At 67.1% G+C, this 17,283-nt stretch carries 12 protein-coding genes and 2 tRNA genes; 2 read left to right on the top strand and 12 right to left on the bottom strand.

Translation table 11 applies throughout. The annotated features are described in order from the left end of the window. Window positions 1–20 precede the first annotated feature (20 nt). The 6 genes from recD to uvrB all read right to left on the bottom strand — a co-directional run bounded on the left by recD (window position 21) and on the right by uvrB (window position 11,733). The gene (gene recD / locus AB6730_RS12615) at window positions 21–1,898 is read right to left on the bottom strand and encodes an exodeoxyribonuclease V subunit alpha (RefSeq protein WP_371023950.1); all 1,878 of its coding nucleotides are present in this window, start codon (window positions 1,896–1,898) and stop codon (window positions 21–23) included. Then, a complete protein-coding gene (gene recB / locus AB6730_RS12610) occupies window positions 1,895–5,548 on the bottom strand; it encodes an exodeoxyribonuclease V subunit beta (RefSeq protein WP_371023949.1) in 3,654 nt (1,217 codons plus the stop codon). The genes recD and recB overlap by 4 nt, the downstream gene beginning before the upstream one ends. Further along, entirely contained in the window at window positions 5,545–8,961 is a 3,417-nt protein-coding gene (gene recC, locus AB6730_RS12605) for an exodeoxyribonuclease V subunit gamma (protein WP_371024012.1), read from the bottom strand. The genes recB and recC overlap by 4 nt, the downstream gene beginning before the upstream one ends. Window positions 8,962–9,037: 76 nt before the next feature. Further along, window positions 9,038–9,460, bottom strand: a complete 423-nt coding sequence (locus AB6730_RS12600; protein WP_371024011.1) for a CopD family protein — start codon at window positions 9,458–9,460, stop codon at window positions 9,038–9,040. 96 nt (window positions 9,461–9,556) lie between these two features. Beyond that, window positions 9,557–9,631 (bottom strand) — tRNA-Val (locus tag AB6730_RS12595). A 74-nt stretch (window positions 9,632–9,705) separates the two neighbouring features. Further along, window positions 9,706–11,733: an excinuclease ABC subunit UvrB gene (gene uvrB / locus AB6730_RS12590; protein ID WP_371023948.1), complete on the bottom strand. Its 2,028-nt coding sequence runs from the start codon at window positions 11,731–11,733 to the stop codon at window positions 9,706–9,708. A 126-nt stretch (window positions 11,734–11,859) separates the two neighbouring features. On the opposite strand from uvrB, the gene AB6730_RS12585 reads away from it, so the two are divergent. Continuing rightward, entirely contained in the window at window positions 11,860–12,393 is a 534-nt protein-coding gene (locus AB6730_RS12585; RefSeq protein WP_371023947.1) for a GspH/FimT family pseudopilin, read from the top strand. Window positions 12,394–12,440: 47 nt separating this feature from the next. Continuing rightward, window positions 12,441–12,517, top strand: a tRNA-Asn gene (locus AB6730_RS12580). Window positions 12,518–12,568: 51 nt separating this feature from the next. Here AB6730_RS12580 and AB6730_RS12575 read toward each other — a convergent pair. The 6 genes from AB6730_RS12575 to ppnN all read right to left on the bottom strand — a co-directional run bounded on the left by AB6730_RS12575 (window position 12,569) and on the right by ppnN (window position 17,042). Continuing rightward, window positions 12,569–14,143 carry an ATP-binding protein gene (locus AB6730_RS12575; RefSeq protein WP_371023946.1) on the bottom strand — a complete coding sequence of 525 codons (1,575 nt, stop codon included), beginning with the start codon at window positions 14,141–14,143 and terminating at the stop codon, window positions 12,569–12,571. An 85-nt stretch (window positions 14,144–14,228) separates the two neighbouring features. After that, the gene (locus AB6730_RS12570; RefSeq protein ID WP_371023945.1) at window positions 14,229–14,501 is read right to left on the bottom strand and encodes a DUF2845 domain-containing protein; all 273 of its coding nucleotides are present in this window, start codon (window positions 14,499–14,501) and stop codon (window positions 14,229–14,231) included. A gap of 85 nt (window positions 14,502–14,586) precedes the next feature. Further along, the gene (locus AB6730_RS12565; RefSeq protein WP_371023944.1) at window positions 14,587–15,192 is read right to left on the bottom strand and encodes a DNA-3-methyladenine glycosylase; all 606 of its coding nucleotides are present in this window, start codon (window positions 15,190–15,192) and stop codon (window positions 14,587–14,589) included. Next, complete coding sequence (locus AB6730_RS12560) at window positions 15,192–15,326, bottom strand: hypothetical protein (RefSeq protein WP_371023943.1); 135 nt, start codon at window positions 15,324–15,326, stop codon at window positions 15,192–15,194. The genes AB6730_RS12565 and AB6730_RS12560 overlap by 1 nt, the downstream gene beginning before the upstream one ends. Window positions 15,327–15,353: 27 nt before the next feature. Further along, window positions 15,354–15,509, bottom strand: coding sequence for a DUF3309 family protein (locus tag AB6730_RS12555; protein ID WP_371023942.1), 156 nt, complete (start codon window positions 15,507–15,509; stop codon window positions 15,354–15,356). A 135-nt stretch (window positions 15,510–15,644) separates the two neighbouring features. Then, entirely contained in the window at window positions 15,645–17,042 is a 1,398-nt protein-coding gene (gene ppnN / locus AB6730_RS12550) for a nucleotide 5'-monophosphate nucleosidase PpnN (RefSeq protein ID WP_371023941.1), read from the bottom strand. Window positions 17,043–17,283: the final 241 nt, after the last annotated feature.

The following is a 17,283-nucleotide window of genomic DNA, read 5'->3' as shown; positions in this document are numbered from 1 at the left end:
CGCGTGCCCTGCCGTGCGGGTCAGAGCAATCGGCGTAGCAAGCCGGAGGCTCGTTGTGTCTTCCGCTGTACCGCATAGCCGAGGATGTCCGGCGCGGCCAGCGAGGTGAACCAGCGCCTGGCACGGGTCACGCCCGTATAGACCAGTTCGCGTGTCAGCACGGGTGACGGTTCGGCGGGCAGCGCGAGCGCGGTGTGCTCGAACTCCGAGCCCTGCGATTTGTGCACGGTCATCGCATACACCGTTTCCACTGCCGCGAGGCGGCTCGGCACGACGAAACGGATGCGTTCACCGCCACGCTCGTCCATCACCGCGAACACCACGCGCAAGGCCATGCCGCCCTGCCCGTCCGGCACCCATAGCGTGACGCCCACATCGCCGTTCATCAGGCCCAGCGCGTAATCGTTGCGGGTGACCATCACCGGTCGGCCTTCATACCAGCCGTCCACCGTCTCGATGAGGCCGCGTTCAAGCAGGCCCTGCGCGATGCGTTCGTTCTGCCGCACGACACCGTTGTCGCCATGCCGCGTGGCGCATAGCAACTGGAACCGGGCGTACGACCGCAATGCGTCCGCTCCCCAGTCCTCGAAGTGCGCGAACGATGCATCCGCCGCCGGACGCGCCGTCTCGATGCGATCCAGGTAATGCGCATAGCCGGGCGCTTCGCCTCGTCCTTCGATCGCCAGCATGGCGACCGACTCGGGAGACGGCGGCAACGCGGCGACGTCGGCGTCACCGCGCTCGAACACCGAACGGACTCCTGCCAGGTCGCCGGCATTGATCGCGGCGGCCAGCGCGCCGATACCACTGTCGTCACCGAAGCGGCGGCTGCGCCGGAGCATCGCGACATGCTGGTCGAGCGCACGCGCCTCCCCAGGTATCGTCCACGGCCCGACATCCACGTGACACACATCGGCCAACCATGCATGCGTCTCCGCGTCGTAGTAGCCACGCTCCGCTCGTGCGCACAGATCGCCGAGGACGGCGCCCGCTTCCACCGACGACAACTGGTCCTTGTCACCCAGCAGGATGAGGCGCGCTCCGGTGGGCAAGGCGTCCAGCGTCGCCGCCATCATCTCCAGGTCGATCATCGACGCCTCGTCGATGACGAGGACATCCACGTGCAAGGGATTGTCGCGGTCATGACGAAAAGCACGGCTGTCCGGCCGGCTACCCAGGAGCCGGTGCAAGGTCGTGACCTCGGCGGGAATCGCCTGCTTGACGGCGGCCTCCACGTCGAGCCGTTCGATCTGCCCGGCGATGGATGCGTTCAATCGTGCCGCGGCCTTGCCCGTGGGTGCCGCGAGGCGGATACGCAGGCGTGGCAGGCCTTCGCGATGGGCCAACGCCTGCAAGAGTCCCAGCACGCGGACCACGGTGGTGGTCTTGCCCGTGCCGGGTCCACCCGTCACCACGGCGAAGGCACCGCGTATGGCGATGGCGCAGGCGATCTTCTGCCAATCGGGCCCGTCGCCGTCGCGCGGGAACAGGCGGTCGAGTTCGACATCGAGGTTGGCCGGCACGGGCAGGCTGCCGAAGCGGGAAACGACCGCGTCGGCGACACGGGCCTCGTCGCGCCAGAAGCGGCGCAGGTAGATCCAGCCGCCGTCCAGCACCAAGGGAGCGGCTGTATCGCCCGCGGGACCGGCCACGAGGGACGACGTGCCGATCCAGCGCTCCGGCTCCGCGAGCGACGCCTCGATCTCGCCGAGGCGGCCGACGTCCACGCAGATATGCCCTTCGCCGAGTTCGCGGCTGACCAGGGCGGCCATCGCCAGCACGCGCGCATCCACATCGGGTTCGAGTGTGGCGAGGAAGCGTGCGAACGCGCGGTCGATGGAGCGCAGGCGACCCTCGGCCACGGCCGTGTCGAGCCAACCCGCGATATCGGCGATCATGCGGCCGCTCCTTCGAACAAGGCGTCGAGCGCGTCGATCATCACCTTCGGCGGACGCTCCACATGGACGCCATGCCCCTTGCCGTCGATGCCGCGCAGGTAGAGATACACCGCGCCTCCGACATGCGTGTCGTAGTCGTATGCCGCACCGAGCCGCGCGCGCAGTTGTCGATGCAGCGCGAGCAGGTAGAGCGCGTACTGCAGTTCATAACGGGAATCGAGGATCGACCGGCGCATGGCGGCGGACGTATAAGCCTGCTCGTCGACACCCAGCCAGTTCGACTTGTAGTCGGCCACGTACCAACGGCCCTCGTGTTCCACGATGAGGTCGATGAACCCCTTGAGCATGCCATTGACCCGGTCCGCCGCCAGCGACGGACGCGCCGCGCCGCCGAGCGTGTACTCCCGCACGATGCGGTCCAGCGCCAGCGTATCCACGCCACGCGCTTCGAACATGAATTCGAGTTCGGCGCGATAACGGCGTGGATCGTCGAGGGTGGCCAGCACGAGGTGGCGGCCATCCGGCAAGGCCAGCGGCGTGCGCAGGAAGCCCAGCAGCCAGTCGGTGAGCGGGTCGATCGCGCGTTCCCAGCCGCGACGCTCGCACCGGCGGGCCACGGTATCGCGAAGACTCGCCGGATCGGCGGCGACCTCGGCGAAGCCCTCTTCCGCAGCCCATTCGAGCAGGTCGTGAAGGAAGGTGCCCGCTTCGGCGCCGCGCTCGAAACCATGGATGGTGGCGACGTCGGCGGCGGTCGCCACCGGCTCCGTGGCGTATTCCACGATCACGTCGTCCGCCGCGGTTTCCGGCGCGGCCACGGCCTCGTCGGTATAGCGCAACGCGCTATAGCTGGCGATCCACCACGGCGCGGCACGGGCGAGATGGGGTTCACGTGCCGGCTGGGGCCGTTCGTCCTGCGTGGCCGGCTGGTAAGGCCGCTCGTGCGGGGCCGGCATGTACTCCACGGCGATCGAGGGATGTCCTTCGGCAAGCTCGCGCAACAGGCCTTCGATCGCGCCGTTGTCGATCTCCCGGCCGCCACCGAGCACGTGGCCGAAGGCCCCGCGATGCAGTTGCGGCTTCTTCGCCGGGTTATGGCAGACAGGCGCCACGCCGACCCAGCACGCATGACGCGCACGTGTCATCGCGACATAGAGCAGGCGCAGGTCTTCCTGCAGCGCCGCACGCTCGGCCGCTTCCTTGGCCTCGCGCACGGGCTCGCCAGCGCCATCGTGACTGGCGGCGAGCAGTTCCAGCTGCGCACCGCCAACATCATGATAGCGGTAGCCCTGGCCCGCGCGGGCGCCGCCCGACGCACAGGCGAACGGCAGGAACACCAACGGATATTCCAGGCCCTTCGACTTGTGGATCGTCACGACCTTGACCAGGTCGTCGTCGCTTTCCAGGCGGACGATCTGGTCGTCGCCATGATGGCTGGAGGTATCGGCGATGCGCTCCGCGAGATGGCGGATCAACGCTTGCTCGCCCTCGATCGTGGCGGCCGCCTGTTGGAGCAGTTCCGCCAGGTGCAACAGGTTGGTCAGCGCACGCTCGCCGCCCGGCGACGGGAGCAGGCGCGCCGGCAAATCGAAGACGTGGAGGAAGCGGTGCAGCATCGCGAGCACGCCACCCCGGCGCCAGGTCTCGCGCAGCTCGAACAACTGCTGACCACGCCGTTCCCAGTGCCGCTCGTCCACGTTGAGGCGTTCGAGTTCGGCATAGCCGAGGTCGAGGCTGCGCGTGGCGAGCGCCGCGCGCATCGCCGTATCCGACGCGGGCTCCGCCACCGCCCGCAGCCAGAGCAGCACGTCGTGCGCCTCGATGCTGTCGAGCACGGAATCGCGATCGGACAGGAAGACGCTGCGCACATCGCGCCGCGCGAGCGCCACACGCATCTCGGCCGCCTCGTTATGACTGCGCACGAGGATGGCGATATCCGCCGGCTTGAGCGATGCGAACGTGCCATCCGTCGACACGAATCCGCACTCGCCACGTTCCGCCGCTTGCAAGAGGTCGACGATGCCTGCCGCGCACGCGCCAGCCATCTGCTCGCGATACACACGCACCCCAACCGGCGCCTCGTCGTCGAGCAGCCAAAGGCGCAAGGCGGGTTGTGGCCGCCCCTCGACCACGAAGGTTTCCGCGCGGCCGCGCGCCTTCACGGGGACGAAGGGCAACCCGCGATCGGCGAAATGAAACGCCCCCGTGGCATGACGCTCCGCATGCTCGAACACCGCATTCACCGCGGCCACCATGCCTTCGCTGGATCGATGGTTCGTATCGAGGCTGTAGTGCGGCGGTTGCGCTTCGCCCCGCGCGGCGAGGTAGGTATGGATGTCCGCGCCGCGAAACGCGTAGATCGCCTGCTTCGGATCGCCGATCAGCAACAACCCCACCGCCGGCGCACCCGCATACACGGCACGGAAGATCCGGTACTGGAGCGGGTCGGTATCCTGGAATTCGTCGATCAACGCCAGCGGGAATTGCTGGCGCAGGGTCGCCGCCAGGCTGGCTCCCGACGGCGATGCCAAGGCACGGTCCAGGCGCAGCAGCAGGTCGTCGAAGCCGATCTGCGCCCGGCGGCGCTTCTGCGCGGCGAAACGTTCGCGTACCCATTGCAAGGCATCCGCCAGCACGGCGTGGCGAACGGGTACCTTTCCCGACTGCCATTCCTGCCAGCGATCGAGTGCCGCGAACGCCGGATGCGCCGGCGAGGTCTTGCCCTTGCCGGTGGCCTTGGCCAGGCGGGTCGCGGAATAACGTGCGATGTCGAAACCGGCCGCATCGCCGGTCAGTGCCCAGCGGCGCATCGCGGCGAGATCGGCTGGCATGCGCTCCGGCTTGTACCAACCGTTGTGCAGGACCTTGTCGCGTGCGGCCGTGGAAATCGTTGCCTCGATCACGTCGACGTCCGCCGCCCATGCCGCGGCAGCGTCGGCGTTCCGGCGCACCGCTTCCTCGTCCCAGGCAGCCCGTCCGGCAAGGGTGGCGGCGACATCGACCGCCTCGGGCAGTACCTCGCCATTGACCCGCAAGGTGGTCTCCCCGCCCGCCAGGAGTGGCCGCAGCGAGCGCAGCAAGGCGTCGGGCGAGGTCCATTCCTCGATGATCGGCGCCAGCCGCGCCTCGTCGAGCGGGTAGAAAGCCTGTCGCCAGTAATCGCGCACGCATTCGGCAAGCAACTCGCTTTCGTCGGGCTCCAGCGTTTGCGCGAACGCATGGCCGCTGCCGAACGCGTGCTGGGTCAGCATGCGTTGGCTCCAGCCATGAATGGTGAAGATGGCCGCTTCGTCCATCCACTGCGCGGCCAGTTCCAACCGGCGCGCACACGCCGCACGGCGTTCCGCAGGCTGGGCATCCAGCAATCCCGCGAGGAAGGGTTCGTCGGCGTGGTTTTCCCGGAAGGCGCGCGCCGCATCCACAAGGCGCGTGCGGATGCGTTCGCGCAGTTCCTGCGTGGCCGCCTCGGTGAATGTCACGACGAGGATCTGCGGGGGCAGCAGTGGCTCCGCGATGCCATGGCCGAGCACGGCGCGCACGTACAACGCGGCGATGGTCCAGGTCTTTCCGGTGCCGGCGCTCGCCTCGATCAGGCGCACGCCATCGAGGGGCATCGACAGGGGTTGCAGCGGCAGCACGTCCGCGCTCATGCGGGCTCCACGCGCAGGCTGCCGATGAAATCACGGTACGGCTGCAACCCATGCTCGAAGCCCGCCTGTTCGAGCGCGGCGAAATCCGGATAGGCGCGAAGCAGGTAGGGATCGCCGTCCACTTCGCCACGCGAACGCTCGTGCACGCCGTCGTAGGTCCTGCGCGCTGAGGCGATAGCGTCGTCCGGCGAGGCGGTGGCCAGCGCCGCCAGCGCCGTCCGCACGGCGACCGGTAGAGGCGCGCGCATGCCTTCGAGCCAGGCGCTCACCAAGGTCTCCAGCATGCGCGTGGCATGGCCGGCATCGATGGGCGCAAGAACCACGGTGGCGTCCGGCCCGATATAACGCGTCTCCAAGGCGAGGCCGGCGGCCTGGGCCACGAGGTGATCGACCCAGGGCATCACCAGGCGGTGCGCGCGCACCGCCCCTTCGTTATCCAGCACGTTCGACGGCGACAACAGGAAGGCGGCGAGCCTCCCGCCGGTATCGGCGCGAAGATCCGCCAGCCAGTCCTCGATGACGATGCCGGCGGCCTCGATGCGAACCTCGCGCTTGCCGGCATCGACCGGCCATGCGCGTCGTTCGGCGACGAAGCGAGCGAACACGGTCGTCGCGGTGGCCTCGATTTCACGGCGGACCGGTCCGGCGAAACCGCCCATCGGGAACACGCCGCTGCGTTGCAGGCGGGCGGCGGCGGCATCGATCGACGAAGCCGCGTCACCCTCGCCGTGGATCGCGGCACGCAACACCGCGTCGGTCATGCTGAACCGGCCGAGCCCGTCGATGGCGAACGGCTCGAGCTCATCGGTGGCGACCTCGGCGGCATCGAAGCGGACGCCCAGGCGCGACTGGAAGAATTCACGCACGGGATGACGCAGGAAACGACGCAGTACCGCCAGACCGAGCGGCCGCTCGATGGAAACAGGTGGCAATGCCTCGTCCACCACCCGTTCGCCGCCGTCGTGGGCCTGCCGCCATTCGCGCGCATAGGTGAACAGCCGTTCGTCGCCGAGTCCAAAATAAGCGCGGCTGAAAGGCTGCAGTGGATGCTCGACCGTGATGTGCGGCAACAACGGCCCGCCATCGCTTGCCCGCCAACCGGCGGCGAGATAATCGCGTAGCTGTCCCACCAGCACCGACGGCGCGCGCTCGGCATTGTCCCGTGCGCTACGTCCGACCCAGCCGATGTGCAACGCGTCGCGTGCGGAAAGCAATGCTTCGAGGAACAGGTAGCGGTCGTCCTCGCGTCGCGAGCGATCGCCCGGACGCCAGGCACCCGGACGCGACATCAAGTCGAAATCCATCGGCGGACGCGCGCGCGGATAATCGCCGTCGTTCATGCCCAGCAGGCACACGAGGCGGAACGGGATGGCGCGCATCGGCATCAAGGTGCCGAAACTCACCGCACCGGCGAGGAAGCGTTTCGACAGACCATCGTCGTCGAGTTGTCCCAGCCATGCTTCGCGCACCACGTCCACGGGAAGCGGTTCCTCGAACGCCGCTTCCGCGCAGGCGCGCTCCCAGGTGTCGAGGGCTTCCTGCAGGCGCTGGATGCGCATGCTGTCATCGGGCTCGGCGGCCTCGAAGAATTCCCGAATCATCGCTCGCAGGCGTGCACCCCACACCGCGGGCGGCGCGGGTTCGGCCATCGATCGCCAGTACGCCCCGAGGCTATCCAGCAGATCGGACAAGGGCCCCACAAGTTCGGCGTCGAGCCCGCCGACCTCGTCGTAGGGCTCGATGTCGCCCCACGCGTCGCCGCGCCCGACCGCGTAGCCCAACAGCATGCGCCGCAAGCCGAAACGCCACGTGTTCTGCTCGAGCGCAGGCAATCCCAGCGATGCGCGCTGCGCGGCGTCCAGTCCCCAGCGTATGCCGGCGCCCTCGATCCAACGGTGCACGAGGGAGAGGTCGTCTTCGCCAAGCCCGAACCGCTTCCGTATGGCCGGCACGTCGAGCAGGTCGGCGAGATCGCCGGCGGCGAAGCGCGACTCCGTCATGCCCAGCAACATGTCCAGCGCCATCACCAGGGGCACGGTGCCACGCGAAGCACGGTCGGCCACGCTGAAAGGGATGTAGCGCGGATCGTCGCGCGGCACGCGGCCGAACACCGCGTCGATATGCGGACCATAGGTCTCGATATCGGGCACCATCACGATCACGTCGCGCGGCAGGATCGGGTCGCCCTCTCGCGCCGAGGCCTCGAAGCGCGCCAGCAACTGGTCGTGGAGGATCTCCACTTCACGCTGCGGGCCGTGGGCGACGTGGAAGGCGATGCTGGTGTCGCCCGGATCGACCGTCGCGGGGGTCGCCGGCACGGGTTCCAGATCGAGGATGGCCGCCTGCACCCGCCCGAGCAGGCGCCGTGACGACGGCTCGGCGAACAGGTCGATACGCTGGTCCCACGCGGTGAAGCGTTCGCGGTAACTCTCCGGATGGTCGAACTCGTCGAGCATGCGGATGTAGTCGCGCCCCTGTTTGCCCCACGCCGCCAGCAACGGGTTCGCATGCAGGTGCATGTCGGCATCGGAGGGCAAGGCGGGCATGCCGGGCTTCAACGCCTGGCGCCGGCGCTCCGCGCGGAGCAATTCGCGATCGTCGACGATGTCGGCCCAGTAGTGTCGGCACGGATTCATCACCACCAGCAGCACCTGCGACCAGCGGGAGATGGCGGACAGCGCCTCCAGCGTCTGCCGGGGCAGCGACGACATGCCGAACACCACGATCCGCCTCGCCAGCCCCGCGGGTCGCGAACCCGCCGAGGCGATCTCGCTCAGGAACCGCTCGTGCACGGCGGCACGATGGCCGTGGGCGTCGAGCGGCCCGACATCGTCCAGCAGGCGCCGCCACAACACGGCCTGCCAGCGGTCGCCGGCGGCCATGGCGGGCGCACCGCCGCGCGCGTCGCGCAATACATCGCGCCCGGCCGCCCAGTCATCTAGCCAATCGGCCCGATACACCTGGTACTGGTCGTAGAGGTCGGCCAGGCGCTCGGCGAGCTGGTGGCATTTACGCGGATCGTCCTCGTGGCCCAGGTAGGCGGCGAGCGAGTCGAAATCCGGTTCCTGCGAGAGCGATGGCAACAGGCGCATCAAGCGCCAGACCAACCGTGATTTGTCGAAAGGGGATTCCTGCGGCACGGCATCGCGCCCGAGCACCGCGCGATAGGCCTTCCAGAGGAACCGGCCCGGGAGCTGCACGTTCACCGCCGCTGAAATACCCAGCCCGCCCTCATCGACCGCCCGCGCAAGGGCCATCTGGAACCACTGCGCGATGCCGTTGGACTGCACCAGCACCCACTCGTCCTCGAGCGGCGCCAGCGGCGCGCGCCGAAGCCACGCGACCAGGACGTCGCGCAGTTCCTCCAGGCGGTTGCCGTGCAGGACCATCAGGCCCGGCGCGATGTCGTCCACGTCGCTCAACGGGCGGCTCCAGGGCGAAAAACGTCAGCGTGGATCATCGCCGATCCACGTCTCGCCGGGCGAGATTTCAGAACGGCTTGGCGACGACGAGGAAGACGATCGCGAGCAGCACCAGCACCGGCAGTTCGTTGAAGATGCGCAGCGTCTTCGTCGGCGGCAGCGCGCCGCCGGCGATACTGCGCTTGAGCAGGCGGCCGGACCAGATGTAATAGCCGAGCATGACGACGACGAGCGCCAGCTTCGCGTGCAGCCAGCCGCCGGAAATATGGAAGTACAGCCAGAGGACGAGCCCGAACAGGAAGGCCAGGCCGAACATGTTGTGGCCGAACTTGTACAGGCGGCGGCCCATGAGTTCGAGCCGCGCCTTCACCGCGGGCTCGCTGCCTGCCTCGGCGATGTTGACCAGGATGCGCGGCAGGTAGAACACGGTCGCCATCCAGGCGATCACGAAGACGATATGCAGGGACTTGATCAGCGGGTAGGCCAGCACCGGCAGCGCTCCGTCGGGAAAGGCCATAGTTTAGGCAATAAAAAAGGAGCCGAGGGCTCCTTTTTGCGATCTTCGTGCCACTCGCCTGAGGGAAAGTGGTGGGCGGTACAAGGATCGAACTTGTGACCCCTACCATGTCAAGGTAGTGCTCTACCGCTGAGCTAACCGCCCGAAGAGCTGCGCAGTTTACCGGCCGCCGCACGGCTTCGCAAGGGTCCGGCCGGGATTTTTTGCCCGGCCGGGACTCAGCGCAGCGCCCGCTCGCGCAGGCGGTGGATCTCGTCGCGAATCTTGCCCGCCTCCTCGAATTCCAGGTTCTGGGCATGCTTGTACATGCGCGCCTCGAGCTTCTTGATGGTCGCCCCCGCCTGCTCGGGGCTGAGCGCCGCGTAATCGGCGGCCTCCTCGGCCACCTTCTTCGCCGCCTCGCGGGCCTTCTTGCCCTTGCCGCCACGCGAGCCCACGTCGGCGCGGGCCCCTTCCATGATATCGGCGATGCGCCGGACCACGGTCGTGGGGGTGATGCCGTGGGCGGCGTTGTATTCGATCTGCTTCTCGCGGCGGCGGGCTGTCTCGTCGATCGCGTCCCTCATGGAACCGGTGATCTCATCGCCGTAGAGGATCGCCTTGCCACGCACGTTGCGCGCCGCACGGCCGATCGTCTGGATGAGCGAACGGGTCGAGCGCAGGAAGCCCTCCTTGTCCGCATCGAGGATAGCCACCAGCGAGACCTCGGGCATGTCGAGGCCTTCACGCAGCAGGTTGATGCCCACCAGCACGTCGAACTCACCCAGGCGCAGATCGCGGATGATCTCGGTGCGCTCCACGGTGTCGATGTCGGCGTGGAGGTAGCGCACCCTCACGTCCTGCTCGGACAGGTAGTCCGTGAGGTTCTCGGCCATGCGCTTGGTCAGCGTCGTCACCAGCACGCGGTCGCCCAAGGCGACCCGCTTGTGGATCTCGCCCAGCAGGTCGTCCACCTGGGTACGTACCGGGCGCACCTCCACCTCGGGATCGATCAGGCCGGTCGGGCGCACCACCAGTTCCACGACGTTGTCGTCGGAACGTTCCAGCTCGTACTTGGCCGGCGTCGCCGACACGTAGATCGCGCGCGGCGCGCGACGCTCCCATTCCTCGAAGCGCAACGGCCGGTTGTCCATCGCCGAAGGCAGGCGGAAACCGAACTCCACCAGGGTCTCCTTGCGCGAGCGGTCGCCTTTGTACATCGCGCCCAGCTGGGGCACGGTCACATGCGATTCGTCCACCACCATCAGCGCGTCCGGCGGCAGGTAATCGAACAGCGTCGGCGGCGGCTCGCCCGGGCCACGGCGCGTCATGTGGCGGGAGTAATTCTCGATGCCCTGGCAGAAGCCCACCTCGGCCATCATCTCCAGGTCGAATCGCGTGCGCTGTTCCAGGCGCTGGGCCTCGACCAGTTTATTGTCGCGGTACAGCTGCTCCAGGCGCTCGGAAAGCTCGACCTTGATCGTCTCCATCGCGTTCAGCACGCTCTGCCGCGTGCTGGCGTAATGCGTCTTCGGATACACGGTGTAGCGCGGCACCTTGCGCAGCACCTCGCCGGTCAGTGGATCGAACAGCGAGAGGTTTTCCACGTCGCCGTCGAACAACTCGATGCGCAGGGCCTCGGATTCCGACTCCGCCGGAAACACATCGATGACCTCGCCGCGCACGCGGTACGTACCGCGGCGCAGTTCCATCTCGTTGCGCACGTATTGCAGTTCGGTGAGCTGGCGGATCAACGCGCGCTGCTCGATGTGCTCGCCGCGCGACAGGATCAGGCGAAGGCTCATGTAGTCTTCGGGATCGCCCAGGCCGTAGATCGCCGACACCGTCGCGACAATCAGCGAATCGCGCCGCGACAGGAGGGCCTTGGTCGCGGCCAGGCGCATCTGTTCGATATGGTCGTTGATGCTCGAATCCTTCTCGATGAAGGTATCCGAGGCCACGACGTAGGCTTCCGGCTGGTAGTAGTCGTAGTAGCTGACGAAGTACTCCACCGCGTTGTGCGGGAAGAACTCCTTGAACTCGCCGTACAGCTGCGCGGCAAGCGTCTTGTTGGGCGCCAGCACGATGGTCGGTTTCTGGATCTTCTCGACCACGTTGGCGATCGTGAAGGTCTTGCCCGAGCCGGTGACACCCAGGAGGGTCTGCGCGGCCAGTCCGGACTCGAAGCCCTCGGTGAGGCGGCGGATGGCCTCGGGCTGGTCGCCGGCGGGCTTGTACGGGGAGACGAGCTGGAAGCGATCGGTCATGGCTGACGATATGCAGGTTTGGATGCCAAGTTTAAAGCGTCACGGCCTACACGCCGTGACGCGCCGCACCGATGGCTGCCTTTGGGGGTGGCGGGCAAGCTCGGGCGCCGCTCTCGTGCCCCACCCATGCCCCTTCCTCGCCCCCATGGATTCACCTGGACGGAACTGCTGGCGGTCCTGGCCGTGGCCGGCATCCTCGCTGGCGTCACCTTGCCGGCCTTGGGTGAAGCCCTTGCCCGCCATCACCTCCGCGCCGCCGCCAACGACATGATGGACGCCCTGGCCAGGACTCGCGCCACGGCGGTCCGCCGGAATCACCCGACGACCCTCTGCGCCAGTCGCGACGGCCGTGCCTGTGCGCCCTCCTCCGACTGGACCCAGGGGTGGATCGGGAAGGACAAGGAACTATCGACGATCTTCGAGGCGATGGGGCCTCTCGACGGCAGGCTATCGGTCGGGCGCCGCCCCGGCCGCCACGCCTTCACGTTCGATCCGAACGGCACCTGCCCGGCAAGCAACCAGACGATCACCCTCTGCGTCACCGGCCGTCCCGCCACCGCCATCTCGATCGTCGTCGCCAAGTCGGGCCGCGCGCGGCGCAAAACCGCCACGCCCGAGGACGCCGCCGCATGCGCCTCCCAGCTGTCACGAAAACGTTAAGAGCGCTTGACAGCCCCTCCCCACTTCCACAAAATACGTGGCTCCCCGCCCGAATAGCTCAGCCGGTTAGAGCACTTGACTGTTAATCAGGGGGTCGTTGGTTCGAGTCCAACTTCGGGCGCCAGGTTTTGAAAGGCCGTGCAGCGATGCACGGCCTTTTTCTTTGGCTGTCCGTCTATTCCGCCCGCACCGCCGCGAGCAGATCCGCCCGCCCATACGGCTTCTGCAAGCGCGCACGAACACCAGGCGTGTCGCCAGGCAATTCGGCGTAACCGCTGGCCAGGATCACGTGGATGTCCGGGTGCGAATCTGCGAGATGCGACGCCAGTTCCGCACCCGTCATGCCGGGCATGGCGTGATCGGTGACCACGATGGAGAACGGCGACGTCCCGTCGATCAGCTTCAGTGCCTGCAACGCGGATGACGCTCCCACGGCGTCGTAACCCTCGAAGGAGAGCATCTCGACCGTGGTCGACAGCACGAGCGGGTCGTCGTCGACCACCAGGACGGAGGTGGCGTTGGCGGCAACGGGCATGGCAGCGGCCGAGGACGATTCCTGCATCGATACACCCGTCTTGCCGGCCGATGTCTGTTCACCCGGCCGCACCACCTGGTTGGCCACGGGAAGCCACATGTCGACGGTGGTGCCCTCATTCGGCGAACTGCTGATACGCAAGGCACCTCCGCACTGCTGGACGATGCCATGCACCATCGACAGTCCCAGGCCGGTGCCCTTGCCCACGCCCTTGGTCGTGAAAAAGGGTTCGGTGGCACGGGCCAGTGTCGCCGGGTCCATGCCCTCACCGGTGTCTGAGATGGAAAGTCGCACGTAGTCACCAGGAGCGATAGCCAACGCATCGGGATCGCGGACAACTTCAGGGCGTCCCGAGATCGTGACCGTTCCGCCGTCCGGCATCGCGTCGCGCGCGTTGACGCCAAGGTTCAACAGGCAGAGTTCGAACTGGTTCGGGTCGACGAGCACCGTCGGCAATGACAAGGGAAAACTGGCCTCGACGACGATGGAGGGACCGAGCGACGTGCGCATCAGGTCGGCCATGCCGTAGACGAGGTCCGCCAGGTTCACCGGCTCCAGGTGCAATTGCTGCCGCCGCGCGAAAGCGAGCATGCGCTGGGTGAGCGCGACGCCGCGGCGGACACCGCTCAAGGCGTTCGTGACGAGGGTCCGGGCCTTCGCCGGAAGATCCTCGCGCTGCGTCAGCAGTTCGAGGTTGCCGTGGATCGCCATGAGCAGGTTGTTGAAGTCATGCGCCACGCCACCGGTGAGCTGGCCTACCGCCTCGAGCTTCTGCGACTGGAACAGGGCCTCGCGGGCCTGTTCCAGGGCTCGGGCCGCGTTGCGCTGCTCGGTGACGTCGCGCGTTACCTTCGCGAAGCCAACGAACTTGCCCGACTCGTCGTCGATGCGGTCGAGCACGACGTGGGCCCAGAAACGGCTGCCGTCCTTGCGGACGCGCCAGCCTTCGGTTTCCAGGCGGCCCACCTCTTTCGCAGCTTGCAGGTTCGACCAGGGCTCCCGGCGGGCGACATCGTCCGGCGAGAAAAAGGCGGAGTAATGCTTTCCGATGATCTCGTCGGGCAGGTAGCCCTTGATCCGCTCGGCGCCGGAGTTCCAGCTGGAAACGTTGCCCTCGGGATCGAGCATGTAGATGGCATAGTCCGCCACTCCCTGGACGAGGAGGCGGAACTGTTCGTGGCTGCGTCGGAGTTCTTCTAGATCGTCGTGCTTCATCGGAGGCCCCTGGCTCAGCGCGGCAACGTAATAGCGCCCCACTCACGAAAACGTGAAGGCGTCTTCACGGCCGGGCCAATCAGGATCAGCTGTCGATCTGGGTGATCGAGGTCACCCGGCCCTTGACCACTTCGAACTGGATCGACTTGCCGCGCTGGAAGTACTCCAGCCGATAGCCTTCCAACCCGCCGTGGCGGGTCTCCATAGGCGTCTCGCGATCCGGCTTGCCGGCCACCTGACGCAGGCGACCTTCGCTGTCGCCCGTGGAAATGACCTGGGAGCCGAAGCGGTAGGTATCCGCGGCGGCGGCACCGATGGAAAACACGGCGAGGATGAGGATAGCGGCGACACGCTTCATGGCGGGTTCCTTGTCTGCGTTGGCACGAAGCGTATACCCCGGTGACCATTCGGCCAAGATGGCGACACCCTTTGTAAAGCCGGGCTCAGGCCTTCGACACGTGGGGATTGCCCGCGACGAACCAGCGCCAGAGCAGGTCCGTGCCTTCGCGGATACCGATGCGCGCCGAACCCGGCACGAACTCCGGCGGCGGCATGCCGTCGTCGACCACCGTATACCCCTCGCGCGCCTTCACGAGGTCGATGCCGTTCTGCGCCCCGGTGATCCCCAGCGCCTGGGTCAGTCGCGCAGGCCCACTGCACAGTTCCCGATCTCGCCGGGCCTTCGGCCGCGCCTCACGCATGAGTTCGATCCCGGCCAGTGGCTCGAGCGCGCGGATGAGCACGCCCGCCCCCTCGCCGTCATCGCCGCAGACGGTGTTGCAGCACCAGTGCATCCCATAGGTGAAGTACACATACATATGCCCGGGCGGACCGAACATGACCGCGTTGCGTCTCGTCTTGCCGCGATAGGTATGAGCGGCGGGATCGATGGCACCGCAATAGGCTTCCACCTCCACGATGCGTCCCGCGCGTCCGTCGGCGCAGGCAAGCACCTTGTTGAGCAACTGCGGCCCCACGATCCGGGGATCACGGTGGAAGAACGAGCGGGCAAGGATGTCACCGGGCCAGCGAGGTCGACGGGGTGCCATCAGGTCTCCGGCGTCTCGCCATCGGTATCCGGATCGGGCCCCGGCCGCTCCACCGGCTCGTGGTCGTAAGGCGGCGGCGAGGTACCGGGCAGCGGGATCTCGCTGTCCGGCACGGGACGATGCGGTCGTGGCATGGGGCTCTCCTGTGGCGCGTGCGCCGATCAGAATACGCCAAGCAGCCAGCAGATCAGGATGATGGCCAGGATGACGCCGATGCCGCCGCTGGGACCGTAACCCCAGGAACTGGAATAGCCCCAGGTCGGCAGGCCGCCGATGAGGGCGATGATGAGGACGATGATAAGGATCGTGACGAGCATGACTGTCTCCCGGCGGTGAGGCTGCGAGCGCATCGTCGCGCGCGTCACCGTCTAGGACGCGTGACGCGGAACGCCTTGTTCCGCATCACGTTCAGCGAACGGACGGCCGGCGCCGACAGGGCGCCGGCCGGCGTATCAGGTGCGAACCACGTAGCAGGGTTCGTACGCCGTGCCGCCGGGGAGCTTCATGCGGTGCTGTTCCACGAAGGCCTTCAGCAAGTCGTCGAGGGCACGCATGATGTCGTTCTCGCCGTCGATCACGAAGGGGCCGCGTGCCTCGATGGCCTTGACGCCCTCTTCCTTCACGTTGCCCGCGACGATGCCCGAGAACGCGCGGCGAAGATCCGCGGCTAGTTCGTGCCGCGGACGATCACGATGCAGGGCGAGCCCGGCCATCGCCTCGTGGGTCGGGCGGAACGGCTGCTGGAAGGACAGCGGGATATCGAGCGCCCAGTTGAAGAAGAAGGCGTCCTTGTTGTCCAGCCGGTGGTTGCGCACCTTGTCGATGCCCGAGACCATGGCATGCGCCACCGCGGCGGGATCGTCGATGATGATCTTGTAGTGCTTCGCCACGTCGTCGCCGAGTGCGAGGCGCAGGAAGCGGTCGATCTGCTCGAAGTACGCCGCCGAGTTCTGCGGGCCGGTGAAGATCAGCGGGAACGGAATGCCCTTGTTCTGCGGCAACAGGAGGATGCCGAGCATGTAGAGGATTTCTTCCGCCGTGCCGACGCCACCCGGGAACACGATGATGCCGTGGCCAAGACGTACGAAGGCCTCGAGACGCTTCTCGATGTCCGGCATGATCACCAGGTTGTTGACGATCGGGTTCGGCGACTCGGCCGCGATGATGCCCGGCTCGGTCACGCCGATGTAACGATTGCCCTTGCGGCGCTGCTTCGCGTGCGCGATGGTCGCGCCCTTCATCGGGCCCTTCATCGCGCCCGGGCCGCAACCCGTGCAGATATCCAGGCTGCGCAGGCCGAGCTGGTAACCGACGCGCTTGGTGTACTCGTATTCGTCACGCGAAATGGAATGGCCGCCCCAGCAGACCACGAGGTTCGGGTCCACCTGCGGACGCAGGATGCGCGAGTTACGCAGGATCTCGAACACGGCATGCGTGATGCCGACGGTGTCGTCCAGGTCGAAGCCGCCGGTTTCCAGCTGCGTCGACACGTAGACGATGTCGCGTACCACGGCCACGAGCAGTTCATTGATGCCGCGGATGATGCGGCCATCGACGAAGGCCTGCTCGGGTGCATTCTTCAGTTCGATCTTGATGCCGCGGTCTTCTTGCAGCACCTGCACGTCGAAGTCCGGGTACTGCTCGAACATCGAGCCCGGATCGTCGGAAAGGTTGCCCGAGGTCAACACCGCCAGCGCGCAACGGCGCAGCAGCTGATGCAGCCCGGACCCGCTCGCGTCGCGCAGGCGCGCGACTTCGTTGCGGGAGAGGATGTCGAGACCGCCGGCCGGCGAGACACGCGCACTGACGGTCTTGCCGGAAACCGGATCCCCGAACTGGATGGCATTCATGGAGTTACTGTCCTTCTGACCGCGAATTAGCGGCGAACCCCGCCCCGGGGTGGGAGCGGACCGCCTAGGATCACGCGTCCGGCGCCAAGGGGTCAAGACCGGCGGGGGAACAGCGCAGTTGCCGAGACCGCGTGGGGTGGAAAGCGGGCTGGCCCGCGAACCGTCACCCTAGGACGAGCGAACGAGCAATGCATCGCGTCAAGCCAGCGGTGACAGGCCTCGCCCGATCATCACAAAGCCT

The sequence above is a fragment of the Luteibacter sp. RCC_6_2 genome (assembly GCF_041360655.1).
Classification (GTDB): domain Bacteria; phylum Pseudomonadota; class Gammaproteobacteria; order Xanthomonadales; family Rhodanobacteraceae; genus Luteibacter.
This window is presented reverse-complemented; position numbering and strand designations above follow the sequence as displayed.

Excerpts from the sequence above, each read along its gene's own strand:
- AB6730_RS12555 (WP_371023942.1), bottom strand. The coding sequence starts at position 15,509 with ATGCTCGTCACGATCCTTATCATCGTCCTCATCATCGCCCTCATCGGC.
- ppnN (WP_371023941.1), bottom strand. The coding sequence starts at position 17,042 with ATGAATGCCATCCAGTTCGGGGATCCGGTTTCCGGCAAGACCGTCAGT.
- uvrB (WP_371023948.1), bottom strand. The coding sequence starts at position 11,733 with ATGACCGATCGCTTCCAGCTCGTCTCCCCGTACAAGCCCGCCGGCGAC.
- recB (WP_371023949.1), bottom strand. The coding sequence starts at position 5,548 with ATGAGCGCGGACGTGCTGCCGCTGCAACCCCTGTCGATGCCCCTCGAT.
- AB6730_RS12570 (WP_371023945.1), bottom strand. The coding sequence starts at position 14,501 with ATGAAGCGTGTCGCCGCTATCCTCATCCTCGCCGTGTTTTCCATCGGT.
- recD (WP_371023950.1), bottom strand. The coding sequence starts at position 1,898 with ATGATCGCCGATATCGCGGGTTGGCTCGACACGGCCGTGGCCGAGGGT.
- AB6730_RS12565 (WP_371023944.1), bottom strand. The coding sequence starts at position 15,192 with ATGGCACCCCGTCGACCTCGCTGGCCCGGTGACATCCTTGCCCGCTCG.
- AB6730_RS12585 (WP_371023947.1), top strand. The coding sequence starts at position 11,860 with ATGCCCCTTCCTCGCCCCCATGGATTCACCTGGACGGAACTGCTGGCG.
- AB6730_RS12560 (WP_371023943.1), bottom strand. The coding sequence starts at position 15,326 with ATGCCACGACCGCATCGTCCCGTGCCGGACAGCGAGATCCCGCTGCCC.
- AB6730_RS12575 (WP_371023946.1), bottom strand. The coding sequence starts at position 14,143 with ATGAAGCACGACGATCTAGAAGAACTCCGACGCAGCCACGAACAGTTC.